The following is a 17,953-nucleotide window of genomic DNA, read 5'->3' on the forward strand; positions in this document are numbered from 1 at the left end:
CCAAATCACAGTTGCGCTGCGAGCATCGCTTCCAGCTTTTCCTGATCGATAGCGAACAGGCGAATGCCTTCCGCCAGCTTGTCTACCGCCATGGCATCCTGACAATGCTCCCAGCGGAACTCGGCTTCGCTCAGCGGGGAAGGGCGGTGTAGCGCTTCCACCGACGGCGTGAGCTGGCGCGTTATCGGGGCGCTGCTGTTTTTCAACTGATCGAGCAGTGACGGTGAGATAGTCAGGCGATCGCAGCCTGCCAGCGCCAGAATCTGTTCTACTTTACGGAAGCTGGCACCCATGATCACCGTGTTATAGCGATGGCGTTTGTAATAGTCGTAGATCTTTTGCACTGAAAGCACGCCGGGATCCTGCTCGGCCTGATAGTGTTCAGCGGGTTGCTTGGCCTGATACCAGTCGTAGATACGGCCAACAAACGGCGAGATAAGAAACACGCCTGCTTCGGCACAGGCGCGTGCTTGGGCAAAGGAAAACAGCAGCGTCAGGTTGCAGTTGATCCCCTCGCGTTCCAGCGCTTCCGCCGCACGGATGCCTTCCCAGGTGGAAGCCAGTTTAATCAATATGCGCGAGCGCGGGATGTCCTTCTCTTCATACAGACTAATCAGCTTGCGCGCCTTGGCGACGCACATGCCGCGATCGAATGACAGACGAGCATCCACCTCGGTAGAGATGCGCCCCGGCACCGATTTGAGGATCTCGGCACCGATATTGACCGCCAGACGGTCGCCCGCGTTGATCAGTTGGGTCGCGCTGTTTCCCCCCTGGTGGCGGGCATAGGTAATGGCTTCTTCAAACAGCGGGCTATATTGAGGTAGGGTGGCCGCTTTCAAAATCAGTGAGGGGTTGGTGGTCGCGTCCTCGGGTGAAAACTGACGAATCGCATCAATATCACCGCTGTCCGCGACGACAACGGTAAACTGCTTCAGGGCATCCAGTTGATTCATCATGTCACCGCCCGTTTTCCTGCTGCTCATAGTAGCCGATGCGATCCACTTTGGGTGCCGATCCCCCGCCTTCAAATTCAGAAGCCAGCCAGGCTGCGACGATCTCTTTTGCCAGTTCTGGCCCGATAACCCGCGCGCCCAGCGAGATAATTTGCGCATTATTACTTTTTCTGGCGCGCTGTGCGGAATAGGTGTCATGGCATTGGGCTGCCCGGATCCCCGTGACTTTGTTGGCGACAATACTCATGCCGATTCCGGTGCCACAGATCAGAATCCCGCGCTCGTGTTTTCCTTCTTTGATGGAGACAGCAACGGTGTGTGCAACATCGGGGTAGATCGGATTTTCGCCACTGGGATCGTAGCTGTAGTCGGTAACCTGCAATCCCTGCTGTTGTAAAAATTCACTAATGATGTTTTTCAAATCGATCGCGGCGCTGTCTGCGCCAATCGCAATTGCGTGCATACCCATCTCCTGCCTTACTAAAGGTCAACATAGCGCCAGATCCGGCGTTTCATGGCTAACATATACCGATCGTATCAAATGTTCAATTAGTGATTATTTGTTTTTAATTGCCAGGTGTGCTGGATCTTCTATGAAAGGTGATCAAGGTCACTAATTGCGCTTTTTAAGCGTTGTTTTACCTTTTATACACATATTTGGATCATGCTCACAATTTTTAAACAGAGTGGTAGGCAAAGAATCGGCGCGATCATATCGTTCATATGTTCACTGTGTGTATTATTGATTTGACTCTTTAGAGGGCATAACAATGTCTCAGACCGATACGCAAACGATAACAACGACGATAGAACACAAAGGTCACACCAGGCACTCCATCGCGAACGGCAGGGGGGCAGTATGAGCAAGATATCGGCTACACAAGCGGCACAACAGGGCGTCGCTGTGCCATCCTCCGCAGAGCAGTCCGCCATCCGCAAGATCTCCTTGCGTCTGGTGCCGTTCGTCGGATTGATGTTCTTTATTAACTTCCTCGACCGCACTGCAATTTCTTTTGCTGGCCCGAACGGTATGAATACCGACCTGGCGCTGACCGTTGCGCAGTTTGGGCTCGCGTCCGGCATTTTCTTTATTGGTTACATTCTGTTGGAAGTGCCCAGCAACCTGGCATTACACCGTTTTGGTGCGCGCAAGTGGTTGGCACGCATCATGGTTTCCTGGGGGATTGTGTCACTGCTGTTTACCTGGGTAAGCAGTGTGCAAGAGCTGTATATCCTGCGCTTCCTGCTGGGGATTGCCGAGGCAGGCTTCTTCCCCGGAGCCATTTTGTTCCTGAGCTTATGGGTGCCAGCGCGTTATCGCAGCAAGATTCTGGCGCTGTTTTATCTGGCACAGCCGATGACCACCGTGATCGGCGCACCGCTGGCGGCGTGGCTGATTGAACAGCATGGCCTGTTTGGTTTATCGGGCTGGCGCGTGATGTTCCTCGGGGTATCGATTCCGGCGATTGTGGTCGGGATTATCACGTGGTTCTACCTGGTCGATCGCCCACAGGATGCAAAATGGCTCAATGAAGGAGAGAAACGCTGGCTGGTGGGCGAACTGGAAAGTGAACATGCCGCCAAACAGCACAGTAAACACCCCAGCGTGCGCACCGTCCTGTTCAACAAGCGCGTGTGGGTACTGTGCCTGATCTACTTCGGCTTTATTTATGGTCTGTATGCGCTGGCGTTCTTCCTGCCCACTATTATCAGCGGGTTCCAACAACAGTTTGGCACCACCTTTAACGTGTTGGAAAAAGGGTTGATTACCGCGATACCGTATCTGCCCGCCGCCATTGTGATGCACTTCTGGTCACGTGACGCGACCCGTCGCGGCTGCCGTACCTGGCACATCGCTATTCCGGCGTTGACTGATGCCATCAGCATTCCGCTGGCGCTGTACATGGAATCACCGGCTGCCACCATCGCCGTAATTACCGTGACCGCCTGTTCCATTTTCTCTGCGTTACCTAACTTCTGGACGTTGCCTACGCAGTTCCTGACTGGGGCCTCTGCGGCGGCGGCGATTGCCCTGATCAATACCATCGGTAACGTTGCCGGGTTCTCTGCGGGGTATATCACTGGGGCGGTACGGGGCGTTACCGGCACCTACGTTCTTCCGATGTTGATTGTCGGTGGCCTGATGCTGCTCTCCGCAATCTTGATGGTGCTATTGAGTCGTTCCGGGCAGGAATCCCAAGCCGCATCAGTCACACAGGAGCACTGATATGACCTATTTGTTTAACCAGCCGTCTGATTTTGCACGTGAATTAACGGAAGGTTTTGTTGCGGCGCACAGCGATAAAGTGCGTCAGGTGCCGGGTGGCGTGGTCAGAAGCACCCGCAGCCCTGAAGGCAGTGTCGCCATCGTGGTAGTCGGCGGTTCTGGACACTACCCGGCGTTTGCCGGGTTGGTTGGGCAAGGTTTGGCACACGGTGCCGCGATGGGCAACCTGTTTGCTTCGCCATCTGCGCAGCAAATCTGCTCCGTGGCGCGTGCGGCGCATAACGGCGGCGGTGTTCTGCTGACATTCGGCAACTACGCGGGAGATGTGCTCCACTTTGGCCAGGCGAAAGCGCGGCTGAATGCCGAAGGGATCCCGTGCGAGTTGCTGGCGGTGACCGATGATATCTCCAGCGCGCCGCCGGAGGAGTGGCAAAAGCGCCGCGGCGTGGCGGGCGATCTGGCGGTGTTCAAGGCGGCAGCCGCCGCCGCTGAGGCGGGATACGATCTGGCAGCGGTGCTGGCGGTGGCCGATCGCGCTAACCAGCGCACACGCTCTTTCGGCGTTGCTTTTTCTGGCTGCACCTTACCCGGTGCCGATCACCCTTTGCTTACCGTACCGGAAGGCATGATGGGTGTCGGGATGGGCATCCACGGTGAGCCCGGTATTAAAGATGCGCCGATTTCCAGTGCGGATGAACTGGCCGAACTGTTGGTCAACGCGTTGTTAAAAGAAGTGCCGCAGGCGGTGAGCGCACTGTCCGGGCAGCGCCTCAGCGTGGTGCTCAACGGACTGGGTGGTGTGAAGTATGAAGAGCTGTTTGTGGTATATCGCCGCGTTGCTCAACTGCTGACGGCGCAAGGGCTCACCATCGTTGAACCAGAGGTGGGAGAACTGGTGACCAGTTTTGATATGGCTGGACTTTCACTCACCCTGTTCTGGCTGGATGAGGAACTGGAGCGCTTCTGGTGTGCGCCTGCCAATACACCCGCGTTCCGCAAGGGCAGCATGACAGCCGCTGAACCTCGCGAGGAGTGCGAATTCAACGTCGAGCAGGACAGTATTCCGGAAGCAACTCCCGCATCGCGCGAGGCGGCGCAGTGTGTTGCCGCTGCCTTGGCGGCGGCGCGTGATGTCATTGTGGCGAATGTCGATGAACTGGGTCGCATTGATGCCGTGGCGGGCGATGGCGATCACGGTATTGGCATGGAGCGTGGGATAGTGGCGGCGGCGGAAACCGCCGTCAACATGCTGGAGAAGCAGGCGGGCGCTGGCTCCTTATTACAGCGTGCCGCGGATGCCTGGGCCGATCGTGCAGGGGGCACGTCCGGTGCCATTTGGGGCGTGGCGCTCAACGCGCTGGGTACGGCGCTGGGTGACAGCGTAAAACCGGACGGCGCGCGCGTTGCCCTCGGTATTCGTCAGGCGGCAGAAGGCATTATGCATTTTGGTAAGGCGAAAGCGGGTGACAAAACGCTGGTCGATGCCCTGTTGCCGTTCAGTGAGGCGTTGACGCAGCGAGTCAACGCCGGCGACGCATTGACGCAGGCCTGGTTGAAAGCCGCACAGGTGGCCCAACAGGCGGCGGATGCCACTGCGCAACTGCGTCCCAAAATTGGTCGTGCGCGTCCTTTGGCAGAAAAAAGTCTGGGCACACCGGATGCGGGCGCGATTTCTCTGGCAATGATTCTGAATGCGGTTGCCGCCGTGTTGAACCAGGGCCAGACCGAGCACGCTGCGGTACAGGAGACACAAGCACAATGAGCCAACCGGGGAGTCACGAACGGGTTGTCACGCTGGGTGTCAGCTTGAAAATGTATTTCGGTTACCAGCAAACCGTGGACTGGTGCCAGCGCATCCACGCTATTGTGCAGCGCCATCCGCTGGCGTCGGTGGTACAGGTCAGATTGTTTGTGTTGCCAACCTTTCCTGCGTTGGCCCCTGCGGTCTCTCTTTTTGCTGATTCTGCCGTTGATGTCGGAGCGCAAGACCTGCACTGGGCGGATAACGGCGCCTTCACCGGGGAAGTCAGCGGCACGCTACTGCACGAAATGGGGTGCCGCTATGTAGAAGTCGGGCATGCGGAACGGCGTCGCTATTTTGGTGAAACCGATGAGCATATTGCCCTTAAAACAGCGGCCGCCTGGCGTAACGGGCTCACTCCTGTGCTCTGTGTTGGCGAAGAACAACGCGGCAGCGTACAGCAGGCGATAGCGATTTGTCAGGCTCAGTTAACCAGTGCACTCAACCGCGCGCAGCAACAGCAGTTAACGGGGCATGTTGTTGTCGCTTATGAGCCGCAATGGGCGATCGGCAGTGCAGAACCCGCTCCCACCGACGCTATCAGCCTTGTCTGTGAGGCGCTAAAGCAGCAGCTATTCGCGGCGACGGGCGTGCGTGACGGCAGCGTGATTTACGGCGGCAGCGCCGGGCCAGGGCTACTGAGTCAGCTTGGGCCTGCGGTTGATGGCCTGTTTTTAGGGCGTTTCGCCCACGATCCCATGGCGTTTAACGCCATTATGGATGAAGCGCTGGCGCTGTGCGCTCCGCAATAACAATACGCAGAAAGGAGAGATTACCGTGGCTATTGGTTTAAGCACTTACGCTTTTTTCTGGCGCATGTCCTCCCGCGTTCCTGACCCGATGGGGCTGGAGGCGATGCTGGATCACACGGCAGAATCGGGCGCGACGGTGTTTCAGATTTGCGATTACGCACCGGTGGAAGCGCTGTCATGCGCTGAGCTGGAAAAGCTGCGTCAGCGCGCCGAGGATTTATCGGTTCGGCTGGAACTCGGAACCCGTGGACTGGAGACCGCGCATTTAACGCGTTATCTGGCGCTGGCTCAGGCACTGGATGTCCGTTTTATTCGCACCATGTTTAACAGCGTGACGCACCAACCCACACCGGATGAAGCGCGCGAACTGCTGCGGATCATTGTGCCGCAGGCAGAGCAGCAGGACGTTCAGTTTGGGCTGGAAACTTACGAGCAGGTAAAAACCCGTACTCTGCTGGAGGTGGTTGATGCTATCGACAGTCCGGCGTTAGGCATTTGTCTCGATCCGGGAAACTGCGTGGCCGCGTTGGAGCATCCGTGTGACGTTATCGATATGACGGCGCGACGCGTAGTGAACCTGCACATCAAGGATTTTGCCTTTGCGCGCCAGAATGGCTGGGTTGGGTTTACCTATTCCGGTAGCCCGCTCGGCACCGGGTTGCTCGACTACGACCACCTGCAAAACGCGGTTCGTCCTAATGAGCGACACATCAATCAGGTGGTGGAGCACTGGCTGCCGTGGCAATCCACGCCGGAAGAGACCTGCCGACAAGAAGCCGCCTGGACGACTCAAAGCCTGAACTTTCTTTTTGCCCGCAATCCGCAGGCGGGGCTGCGATAACCTTTTTTATTGAACGAAAATGCATTCCAAATCCGAGGAGTAACCATCATGACAACAGAATTAAAAACGATTACGGTATTGGGCGCTGGTGGCAAAATGGGCATGCGTATCTCTGCCAATTTCCAGAAAAGCGCCTATCAGGTGTTTTACTGTGAGAATTCGCCACGCGCGCAGGAGCAAGTGATTGCCGCAGGACGGGAGCTGGCGGTGGCTGAGCAGGTTATTCCTGACAGTGACGTGGTGATCCTTGCCGTCCCTGATATTGCGCTGAAAGTGGTTTCTGCACAGGTGGTGCCGCAAATGAAACGCGGTGCGATTCTGTTAACGCTCGATCCGGCTGCGGCCTACGCCAATTTGATCGCCAAGCGTGATGATATCGATTACGCGGTCGCACACCCTTGCCACCCTTCGGTATTCCTCGATCGTTTCACACCAGAAGAACATGCCGACGCGTTTGGCGGCGTGGCAGCACCTCAGCACGTTGCCGCTTCCTATGAGACAGGCAGCGATCGGCAGAAAGCCGTGTTGGCCGAAGTGGTCAAAGTCATGTATGGCCCGGTGATTGACGTGCATTGGGTGACGGTCAAACAGTTGGCCTATCTGGAACCGACGCTGGTTGAAACCGTGGCCTGTATGGTGGGCACGCTGATGAAAGAAGCGCTGGATGAAACCGTCAATACCATCGGCGTACCGAAAGCGGCAGCGGAAGCGATGCTCTATGGTCATATTCAAATCGCGCTGGCGGTGGCGTTCCGTAGCACCAACCCGTTCTCGGATGCTTGCATGATTGCCATCGAGTACGGCAAAGAAAACATTATCAAACCGGACTGGAAAAAGATCTTCGATCAAAAAGAGCTCGATCTGGTGATCGCCAGAATGCTGAAGATTGATGCCATTGAGCGCTAATGCCTGTCGCACATCAATGACGTGAAACCGCCGCAAGCCCGTTTATTCGGGTTTGCGGCATCACTGTTTTTAGGCAATGACGCGACTATTATCAGGAGATTGGTTGCCGGAGTTGAGCCCTGACTTGCGGCGTGCAACAATTGTTAATGATGATCGGCTGTTGCCGACAGGGCCGCGTCTGCCCAGGCACGCTTACCCTTTGCGTAAGGACAATATTACCGAATGGAAAAACAATCAGGATCTCAGGATAACGAACTACTGACGGAAATCGCCGTGGCCTATTACCAGGACGAGATTACCCAGGAAGAGATCGCGAAGAAATTCGGCATTTCGCGCATCAAAGTAGGGCGTTTGCTCAAGCGTGCTAAAGAAGAGGGCATTGTCGAGATCAACGTTCGCTATCACCCGGTGTTCAGCACCCGGTTGGAACAGCAACTGCTGGAGCGTTTTCCCATCAAACGTGCGCTGATCGCGCTCGATCACCCTGATGAAGAAGAACAGCGGCGTCAGGTGGCGGCATTGGTTTCCAACCATCTGGCAGTAACACTGAAAGATGGTACGGTGGTTGCGGTCGGGCAGGGGCGCAATGTGTCCGGTGTCGCCGATCACGTAGGAAACGTGACTGAACGCCACTGCAAGTTTATCTGCGGGATTGGCGGTACTCACCGTCCCGGCGATGCGATCAACGCCGATCATATCAGCCGGCGTCTGGCGAAGAAATTTGGCGGCAGCAGTGAAACGCTTTACGCCCCGGCTTATGTGGAAAATCGCGCGCTCAAACAAGCGTTTATGCAGAACGGCACCATTAAGGAGACGCTGGATCGCGCCCGTAAGGCGGATATCGCGCTGGTAGGCATTGGTGACATGAACGAAAACAGCTATATGGTAAAACTGGGCTGGTTCACGCCGCAGGAAATTTTTGATGCCAGCCTTAATCAGGGCGTGATTGGCGACATTGCTGGTTATGACTTTTTTAACGCGCAGGGGCAGCACATCGATACCGTGATGCACGACAGGGTGATTGGCGTCAGCATCGAAGAGCTGCGCAACATTCCCTGTGTTATTGCCATTGCTTCAGAAAACACCAAAGCACTGGCGATACTGGGCGCGTTGCGCACCGGTGCTATCGATATTATTGCCACCAGCGCCTCGAACATCCGCACCATTCTCAATATGACCCAATAGGGTTCTTTCTTCTGCCGGGCAGCAGCGCTTCGCTGTCCGGTATATGAATGATTTATCACCTCTTTTAGTTGATTTTTACGTCTGTCTTTTGCCCGCAGGTTAGCAATACGTTATCCAGTTCGCGATAACGTGACATTATGCGCAAAAAACAAGCAGATAAATTAACTATATTAACCTGCATTCACTATCGGTTTTTGCCATGCTCCAAGCTTATATAAGCAGTAATGATTGAACTTCTTACGGCGTTCACCTCTCCTTGTCTGCTTGGGATAGACTCGCCGCCCTACGTCACGACAACAAAAGCCTATAAGGGATGCAACAATGGATGAACAACTCAAACAGAGCGCATTGGATTTCCACCAGTATCCGGTGCCGGGGAAGATTCAGGTGTCCCCTACCAAACCGCTAGCGACCCAACGTGATTTGGCGTTGGCCTACTCTCCGGGCGTTGCTGCTCCTTGTCTTGAAATCGCCGAAGATCCGCTGGCTGCTTACAAATACACCGCACGCGGCAATCTGGTTGCGGTGATCTCCAACGGAACGGCGGTGCTTGGCCTTGGTAACATTGGTGCGTTGGCCGGCAAGCCGGTAATGGAAGGCAAGGGTGTTCTCTTTAAAAAATTCTCCGGCGTCGATGTTTTCGATATCGAAGTGGACGAACTGGACCCGGATAAACTGATCGACGTGATTGCCGCGTTGGAGCCGACGTTTGGTGGCATCAACCTGGAAGATATCAAAGCGCCAGAGTGTTTCTATATCGAGAAGAAACTGCGTGAACGCATGAAGATTCCGGTGTTCCATGACGATCAGCACGGCACGGCGATCATCTGTACTGCGGCGGTATTGAACGGCCTGCGCGTGGTGGAGAAAAACATCTCTGACGTGCGTCTGGTGGTTTCCGGCGCGGGTGCTGCCTCCATTGCCTGCCTGAATTTGTTGGTGGCGCTGGGGCTGAAGAAACACAACATCGTGGTGTGTGACTCACGCGGCGTGATCTACAAAGGTCGTGACGCCAACATGGAAGAGAATAAGGCGATTTACGCGGTGGAAGACACCGGTGCGCGCAAACTGGGTGATGTTACCCCTAATGCCGATATCTTCCTGGGCTGCTCCGGCCCTGGCGTACTGACGCAGGACATGGTGAAAACCATGGCGCCGCGTCCGCTGATCATGGCGCTGGCAAACCCAGAGCCGGAGATTCTGCCGCCGTTGGCCAAAGCGGTACGCCCTGACGCCATTATCTGTACCGGACGTTCTGACTATCCGAATCAGGTGAATAACGTGCTGTGCTTCCCGTTTATTTTCCGTGGCGCACTGGATGTCGGTGCAACCACCATCAACGAAGAGATGAAGCTGGCGTGTGTGAAGGCCATTGCTGATTTGGCGCTGGCGGAACAGAGTGAAGTCGTGGCTTCGGCGTATGGCGATCAGGAATTGTCATTTGGCCCTGAATACCTGATCCCGAAACCTTTCGATCCGCGTTTGATCATCAAGATTGCGCCTGCGGTGGCAAAAGCAGCGATGGATTCAGGGGTAGCGACGCGTCCTATCGCCGACTTTGATGCCTATATCGAGAAACTGACGCAGTTTGTCTATAAAACCAACCTGTTTATGAAGCCGATATTCTCTCAGGCACGCCAGCAGCCGAAACGCGTGGTGTTTGCCGAAGGGGAAGATCCGCGCGTGCTGCACGCCACGCAAGAACTGGTGACACTGGGGCTGGCTTTCCCCATTCTGATCGGTCGCCCCGGCGTTATTGAGAAGCGTCTGCAAAAACTCGGCCTGCAAATCACCATCGGTAAAGATTTTGAGGTGGTGAACAACGAATCCGATCCGCGCTTCAAGGAATATTGGTCGGAATACTACGCGTTGATGAAACGCCGTGGCGTCTCACAAGAAACCGCGCAGCGTGAAGTGATCCGCAACCCGACGGTGATTGCTGCCATCATGGTGCAACGCGGTGAAGCGGATGCGATGATTTGCGGCACCATCGGCACCTATGAAGAGCATTTTGAGGTGGTTGAGAAGGTGCTGGGTTACCGCGAAGGGGTACACGTGGCGGGTGCCATGAATGCCCTGTTGCTACCGAGCGGCAATACTTTTATTGCTGACACCTATGTCAACCCAGACCCCACGCCAGAGCAACTCGCGGAAATCACGTTGATGGCCGCACACACCGTGCGTCGTTTTGGTATCGAGCCAAAAGTCGCGTTGTTGTCGCACTCCAACTTTGGCACCTCGAACTCGCCTACCGCACGCAAAATGCGTGAGGCGCTGGCGTTGATCAACAGGCTGGCTCCGGAGTTGGAAGTGGACGGTGAGATGCACGGCGATGCCGCGCTGGTGGAAGCGATTCGTCGTGAGCAAATGCCGGACAGCCCGTTAAAAGGCTCGGCCAATATCCTCATTATGCCGAACATGGAAGCGGCACGTATCAGCTATAACCTGCTGCGCGTTTCCTCGTCTGAAGGGGTGACGGTTGGGCCGGTGCTGATGGGCGTTGCCAAACCGGTGCATATCCTGACGCCGATCGCTTCGGTACGGCGTATCGTCAACATGGTGGCGCTGGCCGTGGTGGAAGCGCAGACCCAGCCGCTGTAACGTCATTTGCATTGTCCTACAGCAAACAGCCCGGCATGCCGGGCTGTTTTTTATCAGGGAATTAACGCCGTTGGCGCAGCCACTTATCCAACTCATTGGCAAATCGCTGGCGATCTTTCTGATTGAGGGCATCCGGTCCACCGGTTTGCACACCGCTGGCGCGCAGCGTATCCATAAAATCGCGCATCGTCAGTCGTTCACGGATGGTGGCGGGCGTGTAGGTTTCACCGCGCGGGTTGAGCGCCACGGCTTTTTTTTCCAGCACTTCTGCTGCCAGTGGAATATCGGCGGTAATCACCAAATCCCCGGCATTGACGCGTTTCACGATTTCGTTATCCGCCACGTCAAACCCGGCAGCAACGCGCACTGATGAGATGTAACGTGACGGCGGCGTGCGCAGTGATTGATTGGCGACCAGAACGACACGGGTTTGTGTGCGATCGGCTGCGTGATACAGCACCTCTTTAATTACATTGGGGCAAGCGTCAGCATCCACCCAAATTTGCGGTTCTGCGTCGGTATTGTCGTTCATACAAGCTCCTTGGCTAACCACTCTTTTACCGGTAAAAAATCACGATAAAGTGCGGCTTCCGGGCTGTCCGGCTCCGGTTGATAGTGGTATTCCCAACGCGCGAGCGGCGGCATCGACATCAGGATAGATTCGGTGCGTCCACCGCTTTGCAGGCCAAACAGCGTGCCGCGATCCCACACCAGATTAAACTCAACGTAGCGCCCACGACGGTAGAGCTGAAACTGGCGCTCGCGCTCTCCCCAAGGCAGTGCCGCGCGTCGCGCGACGATCGGTAGGTAAGCGTCGAGAAAACCGTTTCCGACGGCGCGCATAAACGCAAAGCTGGTGGTGAAATCCGGTGTGTTCAAGTCATCAAAAAACAGCCCGCCGATGCCGCGTGCCTCGTTGCGGTGCTTGAGAAAGAAATAATCATCACACCACTTTTTGTAACGCGGATAAACGTCGTCACCGAACGGCTGGCAAAGATCGTACGCAGTTTGGTGCCAGTGTACGACGTCTTCGGTAAAGCCGTAGAACGGGGTGAGATCGAACCCACCGCCAAACCACCATACCGGCGCTTCACCCTCTTTTTCTGCAACGAAAAAGCGTACGTTGGCGTGGCTGGTGGGCACATACGGGTTTAACGGATGGATCACCAACGAAACCCCCATGGCCTGAAAGCGACGTCCGGCAAGCTCGGGCCGGTGTGCACTGGCCGAAGGGGGCAGCGTAGCGCCCATCACGTGAGAGAAGTTGACGCCTGCCTGTTCGAATACCGCGCCTTGGGTCAGTACCCGGCTGCGCCCACCGCCGCCGCCGGCGTGTTGCCAGCACTCCTCATTAAAGCTGTTCTTGCCATCTGCGGCGGCAAGGTGCTGACACAGGGTGTCTTGCAGCGTCAGTAAAAAGGATTTTACGGCGGAAATATCGGGCTGACTCATGACAGTGTTAGCAAATCCATTATAACAAAAGGGCTACCAGTATAGCCTGCCACAACCGCGAGGTGTTGGTTTTCCTGCTGCTGAGCAACTGCGGCGGGGGATATGAGAGCAAATTGATATTGCGTCTGCGTGAGATCACGCGATAATCAGATTTTCCTTAGCGATCAACGGGGGGATCCCATGGAAATCCGCGTATTCCGACAAGATGACTTTGAAGAAGTGATTACCCTATGGGAACGTTGCGATCTGCTGCGCCCCTGGAACGATCCGGAAATGGATATTGAGCGCAAAGTGAATCACGATGTCTCCCTATTTTTGGTGGCCGAAGTGGGCGGCGAAATCGTGGGTTCAGTGATGGGGGGGTATGACGGTCATCGCGGGTCGGCCTACTATCTGGGCGTCCATCCGGATTTTCGCGGGCGCGGCATCGCGAACGCGCTGATTAGCCGCCTTGAGAAAAAATTGATCGCACGCGGTTGCCCCAAAATCCACCTGATGGTGCGGCAGGACAATGATGCGGTGATCGGCATGTATGAGAAGCTGAACTACGATATCGTGGATTCTGTTACGCTGGGGAAACGTCTCATCGAAGATCAAGAATACTAACGCCTATACCCGTCATACTTCAAGTTGCAGGTGCGTTGGCTTTCCTCGCTCACCCCAGTCACATACTTGAGTATGCTCCTGGGGATTCACTGCGTCGCCGCCTTCCTGCAACTCGAATTATTTAGGGTGTATTGTCGGTTTTTTGGCTTGTTGTTTAAAAACTGTTGCGTCGTCTGATTCGCTTAGATGATAATGAGTATCAATTAATCTTTGCGGTATGTTTATTGCCACCGACTATGACGCAGCTAACGACATTCTGGAGCGTATTTTACCACTCCCACCAGGGATGGCTGCGCGGATGGCTCAGTAAAAAAACCGGTTGCCGCCATCTGGCGGACGATCTCACCCACGATACTTTCCTTAAACTGCTTACCCTGGCGGAGCCGGAAGCCATCCGTAATCCGCGCGCTTACCTGATGGTCACTGCCAACCACGTTATGATCGACCAGTTCCGTAAACGCAAACTGGAAGAGGATGCATTGGCGGCGCTGGCGCAGTTGGCGGAGGGGGCAGAGGCGCAGTCTGCCGAGCAGCGTGTGGCCATCAGTCAATTGGTGGCAACGGCACTGCATATCCTCAATGAAGAGCTGGATGAAAAAGTGCAGCGTGCGTTCATCATGGCGCGCGTTGAAGGCCATTCCTACCGGGATATCGCCGTTACGTTGGGCGTGAGCGAAAGCAGCGTCAAACAGTATCTGGCAAAAGCCATGGTCCATTTCCACACCCGTATCTTCAGTCTGGAAAGCGATGAACCAGAAAGCTGAGTTAGCGCGTATCCAGCAACAGGCCGCTGAGTGGCTCATCCGCTTTTCTGAACCTGAAGAAGACGAGGCCGCACGTGCTGCCGAATGGCAGCGTTGGTGCGAACAGGATGCGCGTCATGAGCGGGTTTATCACCAGATGCAGCAACTCTGGTCCAGCGCGGCGCTGACACCGGCCACCACGCAGCGTAAAGCGCGCCCGCAACGGTTTCTCTCTTTGGCCTTGGCGCTGGGGGTGGTGGGCATGCTTGCCAGCCAACTGCCTTATCGCTACTGGTTGGCAGATCAGCGCACGGCAATCGGTGAAATCCGCCGTCTGACGCTGGATGATGGCAGCATACTGACGCTAAACACCGACTCTGCGGTTAATCTGCACTTTGATACCCGACAACGCACGGTGGAACTGGTGCAAGGGGAAGCCTACGCACAGGTGGCAAAAGATCCTGCCGGGCGCCCGTTTGTGATTCGCAGCTTACAGGCTTCTGCCCAAGCGCTGGGCACGCGTTATAGCGTACGCGAAGTGGGAGAGGAAACCCGGGTGCATGTGGAAGAGTCTCGTGTTCGCGTCACGGCGCAGGGCGATCCCGCGGTCAGCGTCGATCTGAGCGCAGGCCAACAAGTCAGCCTTACGCAATATGCGTTGTTGGACGACGTGCAGGACGGTGTGGCAGAAGCGGGTTGGCTGCACAATCAGTTGGTGTTTGAAAATGCGCCCTTAAGCGAGGTGCTCGATGAGCTACGTCGCTATCACCGTGGCGTTATCTATTTGGATCCGCGCGATCGACGTATGCTGGATAAACTGCGTTTTACCGGCGTCTTGCCGCTGGATGATACTGGCCGCGCCCTCTCGTTACTCAGTCATTCTCTGCCACTTTCCTACCGGCAGCCTGTCGATGCCGTGGCGTTGATCGGTAGCAAAAAATAACGCTATAAAAATCAATTTTTTATTACATATTGAGAATGATTATCAAAATTATTTTCGTTTTGCTCTGCCCGATTTTTGCTGCCTGACGTCATCGTCAGTAGAAATCAAAAATAGCAGCAGGCAGGGAACTCGTATTCATGTCCATTTTTATTACGCAACAGGGGAAGTATTGGTCGCAGGCAGTGTTGACTGTGGCATTAAGCGCCGGGATGGCGCAGGCCGCCACGGTCAGCACGGTGCAGTTGCCCGCGCAACCCTTGGAAAAATCGCTGATGCAGTTGGCACGGCAAACCGGCGTTAACTTTGGCGTAGACAGCCAACTGGTGGCGGGCAAGCAGGCGCAGGCGCTGAGTGGTAGCTACAGTGTGGAGCAGGCGCTGGAAGCGTTGTTACGCGGCAATAATCTGTATGCGGAACCGACCGACGACGGTAAAGGGTTTATTATTCGTCCGCTGGCGCAGATCAGTGCCAAACCAACGACGTCAGAGAATCAGGAGGATGTACCTTCTGCCGCTGCGGGACGCAACCGGCGGGATGTCATTACCGTTCAGGCGCGTGTATTGCCGGGGCCCATGGAGATTGGTAGCCAGCAGTTGACGGCAGAGGACATCGCAAAAAAGCCGCAGGCGAACGGTAATGTCACTGAACTGTTACGCACTAACCCCAATGTACAGTTCGCTGAAACCTCGCGTAGCAGCGCGTCGCCGGGGGAGATTGCCCCTGATGTGGTGTCATTTCACGGCGGAAAATTCTACAACAATAATTTTATCATTGATGGTATGTCGAACAACGATCGCCTGAATCCCGGCGACAATGTCGGTGCTATCAGTGCGGCGCCTAACGGTAATTCAGCTAACGATTTTCCTTCCGGGCATCCGGAATCGTTTTGGATAGATACCAATCTGATTGAAAGCATGTCGGTATTTGACAGCAATATTTCTGCCAAGTACGGCCAGTTTACGGGAGGGGTGATTGATATAAAATTAAAGCGTCCCTCTTTCACCGAGGCATCAGGGGCTGTCGGTTACCGTACCTCGCGTGATGCCTGGACCAAATACCATTTAACGTCGACCGAGGAAAAAACCTTTTCCACGGCCACGGCTTTGAACAAGCAGCCGCGCTTTACCAAGAATTTTTATAATTTTTATTCCAGCCAGCCACTCAGTGACAACGCCGCTGTGATGTTTGTCTATGACCGTAAAAATTCGGTGATCCCGTATTGGCACAAATACATGGGAACATGGCAAAACCAGGATCGCCTGTCCGAAAACTATATGCTGCGTGGTGCCTGGGATCCTGATGCTAATAACCAGGTTGACCTGCAATTACTGTATGCGCCTCATACTTCCAGTTACGTAAGAGCTAATACCCGAAATGGCGAGTACACCAATGAAGGGGGGGGTTATAGCGTCAATCTTAAGTGGGATAATAGAAATACCTTTGGCGTGATGACGTCCAATCTGGCCTATAAGCAGAATGAAAACACCATCAACAATCAGAAGCGTGATTATTACAACTGGCTGAGAACCGAGAGCATTGATTGGGCTTCCGCTGTGGCCACCGCGCAGGAAGGTGGGTTTGGCAAGGTAGAAACGGCACAGCGTAGTATCAACTTGAAGCAAGGTTTTCAATTCACACCATTTTCCACCTATTCCCTTGAGCACCAATGGGATATCGGGTATGACGTAACGCTCTCTCAAGCGAGCTATCGCCGAAAAGAGACAACCTATTCCTACACCAGCCCCAGACGTTCCAGCACCATTGTGTGTGGCGGAGACAGTGCCTGTATTGATGGTGAGCAATATCACAACAAGCGAACGGTGTACGGCGTTTCGGACATTACGGTCGATGCCGGTACCTACGGCGCTTATGTACAAGACACGCTCAAGCTGTACCGTTTGACGGCGGTGCCAGGTATTCGCGTTGATTTTGACGATTATATGCAGAACCTGAATGTTTCTCCCCGCTTCAGTTCCAGCTATGACGTGTGGGGCGATCGTTCAACCGAGTTATTCGGTGGTATGAGTCGTTATTATGCTGGCAACGTGTTGGCCTATAAGCTGCGCGAAGCGCGGGCCCAGCCTTACACTGAATGCCGGGCGGATCATGTTAATAGCACAGGGGCTTGTACCGCTGCGTTGACGACCAGTAGCACACCGGCTGACTGGGTGTATGAGAAACCACTTTCTGCGGTGAATTACCGTTATACCTCGCTTAATACCCCGTACAGCGATGAAAAAACGCTGGGCGTCAAACAACGTATTGCAAATACGTTCTGGACGCTGAAATGGGTACACCGCAAAGACAAGGATGAATTTGCCCGCAGCGAAGAAAAGATCAACGGTGCCTATGAACTGACCAATAATGGTCAGTCCGAATCTAACACCTACAGCCTGGAAATTGAACCGGTAGCGCCCATTGAGTGGGGACCGGCGATTTTCAAATGGCGAGCGGGCGGGAATATCTTTAACAGTAAATCCTCGAATAAAACCTACGACGCCGATGTGGATGTCGATGGGTTCGTCATCTACAAGGGCAAGCCGATGCGCGCCATTGATATGCCCGCCGAGGATTTTAACCGTCCTTGGATGGCGTTTGTTGAATTGAATACGGAAATCCCCGACTGGCGGCTGGACTGGACGCAGCGCGTCAACTATGTCGGCGGCTATAAAGCTGTCTCGTACCAAACGACCGTGGTGTGCCCTGGCGACGATCGCTGTGGCGGTCTGGTCGGCTCCGGTGATGTTTATGAAGAAGAGCAGTACGGTACCAACATGATACTTGATTGGCGTATCTCTTATACCCAACCGCTGGGTAAACAGAAACTGAAAGTGGGCGTCGATGTGTTGAACGTTTTGGACAAAGCCAACAAAACGGAATCCAACTACGGCCTCGGTCGTCAGTTCTGGCTTGATGTGACCTATTCCTGGTAAGAAGAAA

Annotated in this window: 15 protein-coding genes; 11 read left to right on the forward strand and 4 right to left on the reverse strand. The window is 54.8% G+C overall.

The window, feature by feature from the left end; all coding sequences use genetic code 11:
* Positions 1–5: 5 nt before the first annotated feature.
* Positions 6–956, reverse strand: coding sequence for a transaldolase (tal, locus tag K6K13_RS04210; RefSeq protein WP_222160960.1), 951 nt, complete (start codon positions 954–956; stop codon positions 6–8).
* A gap of 4 nt (positions 957–960) precedes the next feature.
* Positions 961–1,419 carry a ribose 5-phosphate isomerase B gene (gene rpiB / locus K6K13_RS04215; RefSeq protein WP_222159674.1) on the reverse strand — a complete coding sequence of 153 codons (459 nt, stop codon included), beginning with the start codon at positions 1,417–1,419 and terminating at the stop codon, positions 961–963.
* Between the two features lie 396 nt (positions 1,420–1,815).
* Between rpiB and K6K13_RS04220 the strand changes: the two genes are divergently transcribed.
* The 7 genes from K6K13_RS04220 (at position 1,816) to maeB (ending at position 11,269) form a co-directional block, all read left to right on the forward strand.
* Positions 1,816–3,183, forward strand: a complete 1,368-nt coding sequence (locus K6K13_RS04220; RefSeq protein ID WP_222159675.1) for an MFS transporter — start codon at positions 1,816–1,818, stop codon at positions 3,181–3,183.
* A 1-nt stretch (position 3,184) separates the two neighbouring features.
* Positions 3,185–4,945 (forward strand): L-erythrulose kinase, encoded by a 1,761-nt coding sequence (gene lerK / locus K6K13_RS04225; protein ID WP_222159676.1) that lies wholly within the window; start codon positions 3,185–3,187, stop codon positions 4,943–4,945.
* Complete coding sequence (gene lerI / locus K6K13_RS04230) at positions 4,942–5,736, forward strand: L-erythrulose-1-phosphate isomerase (protein ID WP_222159677.1); 795 nt, start codon at positions 4,942–4,944, stop codon at positions 5,734–5,736. The genes lerK and lerI overlap by 4 nt, the downstream gene beginning before the upstream one ends.
* A 25-nt stretch (positions 5,737–5,761) precedes the next feature.
* Complete coding sequence (locus K6K13_RS04235) at positions 5,762–6,577, forward strand: sugar phosphate isomerase/epimerase family protein (RefSeq protein WP_222159678.1); 816 nt, start codon at positions 5,762–5,764, stop codon at positions 6,575–6,577.
* Between the two features lie 48 nt (positions 6,578–6,625).
* Entirely contained in the window at positions 6,626–7,483 is an 858-nt protein-coding gene (locus tag K6K13_RS04240; protein ID WP_222159679.1) for a phosphogluconate dehydrogenase C-terminal domain-containing protein, read from the forward strand.
* A gap of 222 nt (positions 7,484–7,705) precedes the next feature.
* Complete coding sequence (locus tag K6K13_RS04245) at positions 7,706–8,668, forward strand: sugar-binding transcriptional regulator (RefSeq protein WP_222159680.1); 963 nt, start codon at positions 7,706–7,708, stop codon at positions 8,666–8,668.
* Between the two features lie 321 nt (positions 8,669–8,989).
* The gene (gene maeB, locus K6K13_RS04250; protein ID WP_222159681.1) at positions 8,990–11,269 is read left to right on the forward strand and encodes an NADP-dependent oxaloacetate-decarboxylating malate dehydrogenase; all 2,280 of its coding nucleotides are present in this window, start codon (positions 8,990–8,992) and stop codon (positions 11,267–11,269) included.
* 61 nt (positions 11,270–11,330) lie between these two features.
* On the opposite strand, the gene K6K13_RS04255 is transcribed toward maeB, so the two are convergent.
* Together K6K13_RS04255 and hemF are read right to left on the reverse strand one after the other, a co-directional pair.
* A complete protein-coding gene (locus tag K6K13_RS04255; RefSeq protein WP_222159682.1) occupies positions 11,331–11,801 on the reverse strand; it encodes a YaiI/YqxD family protein in 471 nt (156 codons plus the stop codon).
* Positions 11,798–12,721 carry an oxygen-dependent coproporphyrinogen oxidase gene (gene hemF, locus K6K13_RS04260; RefSeq protein ID WP_222159683.1) on the reverse strand — a complete coding sequence of 308 codons (924 nt, stop codon included), beginning with the start codon at positions 12,719–12,721 and terminating at the stop codon, positions 11,798–11,800. The genes K6K13_RS04255 and hemF overlap by 4 nt, the downstream gene beginning before the upstream one ends.
* A gap of 180 nt (positions 12,722–12,901) precedes the next feature.
* Here hemF and K6K13_RS04265 point away from each other — a divergent pair, with 180 nt between their 5' ends.
* The 4 genes from K6K13_RS04265 (at position 12,902) to K6K13_RS04280 (ending at position 17,946) form a co-directional block, all read left to right on the forward strand.
* Positions 12,902–13,327, forward strand: a complete 426-nt coding sequence (locus K6K13_RS04265) for a GNAT family acetyltransferase (RefSeq protein WP_222159684.1) — start codon at positions 12,902–12,904, stop codon at positions 13,325–13,327.
* Between the two features lie 236 nt (positions 13,328–13,563).
* Positions 13,564–14,091: a sigma-70 family RNA polymerase sigma factor gene (locus K6K13_RS04270; RefSeq protein ID WP_222159685.1), complete on the forward strand. Its 528-nt coding sequence runs from the start codon at positions 13,564–13,566 to the stop codon at positions 14,089–14,091.
* Positions 14,075–15,013: a FecR family protein gene (locus K6K13_RS04275; protein WP_222159686.1), complete on the forward strand. Its 939-nt coding sequence runs from the start codon at positions 14,075–14,077 to the stop codon at positions 15,011–15,013. The genes K6K13_RS04270 and K6K13_RS04275 overlap by 17 nt, the downstream gene beginning before the upstream one ends.
* A 137-nt stretch (positions 15,014–15,150) precedes the next feature.
* A complete protein-coding gene (locus K6K13_RS04280) occupies positions 15,151–17,946 on the forward strand; it encodes a secretin and TonB N-terminal domain-containing protein (protein WP_222159687.1) in 2,796 nt (931 codons plus the stop codon).
* Positions 17,947–17,953: the final 7 nt, after the last annotated feature.

Source organism: Symbiopectobacterium purcellii, from assembly GCF_019797845.1.
Classification (GTDB): domain Bacteria; phylum Pseudomonadota; class Gammaproteobacteria; order Enterobacterales; family Enterobacteriaceae; genus Symbiopectobacterium; species Symbiopectobacterium purcellii.

What these genes read in the sequence shown, in the direction of transcription:
- tal (WP_222160960.1), bottom strand. Translation starts at nt 956, where the DNA reads ATGAATCAACTGGATGCCCTGAAGCAGTTTACCGTTGTCGTCGCGGAC.
- rpiB (WP_222159674.1), bottom strand. Translation starts at nt 1,419, where the DNA reads ATGCACGCAATTGCGATTGGCGCAGACAGCGCCGCGATCGATTTGAAA.
- K6K13_RS04220 (WP_222159675.1), top strand. Translation starts at nt 1,816, where the DNA reads ATGAGCAAGATATCGGCTACACAAGCGGCACAACAGGGCGTCGCTGTG.
- lerK (WP_222159676.1), top strand. Translation starts at nt 3,185, where the DNA reads ATGACCTATTTGTTTAACCAGCCGTCTGATTTTGCACGTGAATTAACG.
- lerI (WP_222159677.1), top strand. Translation starts at nt 4,942, where the DNA reads ATGAGCCAACCGGGGAGTCACGAACGGGTTGTCACGCTGGGTGTCAGC.
- K6K13_RS04240 (WP_222159679.1), top strand. Translation starts at nt 6,626, where the DNA reads ATGACAACAGAATTAAAAACGATTACGGTATTGGGCGCTGGTGGCAAA.
- K6K13_RS04245 (WP_222159680.1), top strand. Translation starts at nt 7,706, where the DNA reads ATGGAAAAACAATCAGGATCTCAGGATAACGAACTACTGACGGAAATC.
- maeB (WP_222159681.1), top strand. Translation starts at nt 8,990, where the DNA reads ATGGATGAACAACTCAAACAGAGCGCATTGGATTTCCACCAGTATCCG.
- K6K13_RS04255 (WP_222159682.1), bottom strand. Translation starts at nt 11,801, where the DNA reads ATGAACGACAATACCGACGCAGAACCGCAAATTTGGGTGGATGCTGAC.
- hemF (WP_222159683.1), bottom strand. Translation starts at nt 12,721, where the DNA reads ATGAGTCAGCCCGATATTTCCGCCGTAAAATCCTTTTTACTGACGCTG.
- K6K13_RS04265 (WP_222159684.1), top strand. Translation starts at nt 12,902, where the DNA reads ATGGAAATCCGCGTATTCCGACAAGATGACTTTGAAGAAGTGATTACC.
- K6K13_RS04270 (WP_222159685.1), top strand. Translation starts at nt 13,564, where the DNA reads ATGACGCAGCTAACGACATTCTGGAGCGTATTTTACCACTCCCACCAG.
- K6K13_RS04275 (WP_222159686.1), top strand. Translation starts at nt 14,075, where the DNA reads ATGAACCAGAAAGCTGAGTTAGCGCGTATCCAGCAACAGGCCGCTGAG.
- K6K13_RS04280 (WP_222159687.1), top strand. Translation starts at nt 15,151, where the DNA reads ATGTCCATTTTTATTACGCAACAGGGGAAGTATTGGTCGCAGGCAGTG.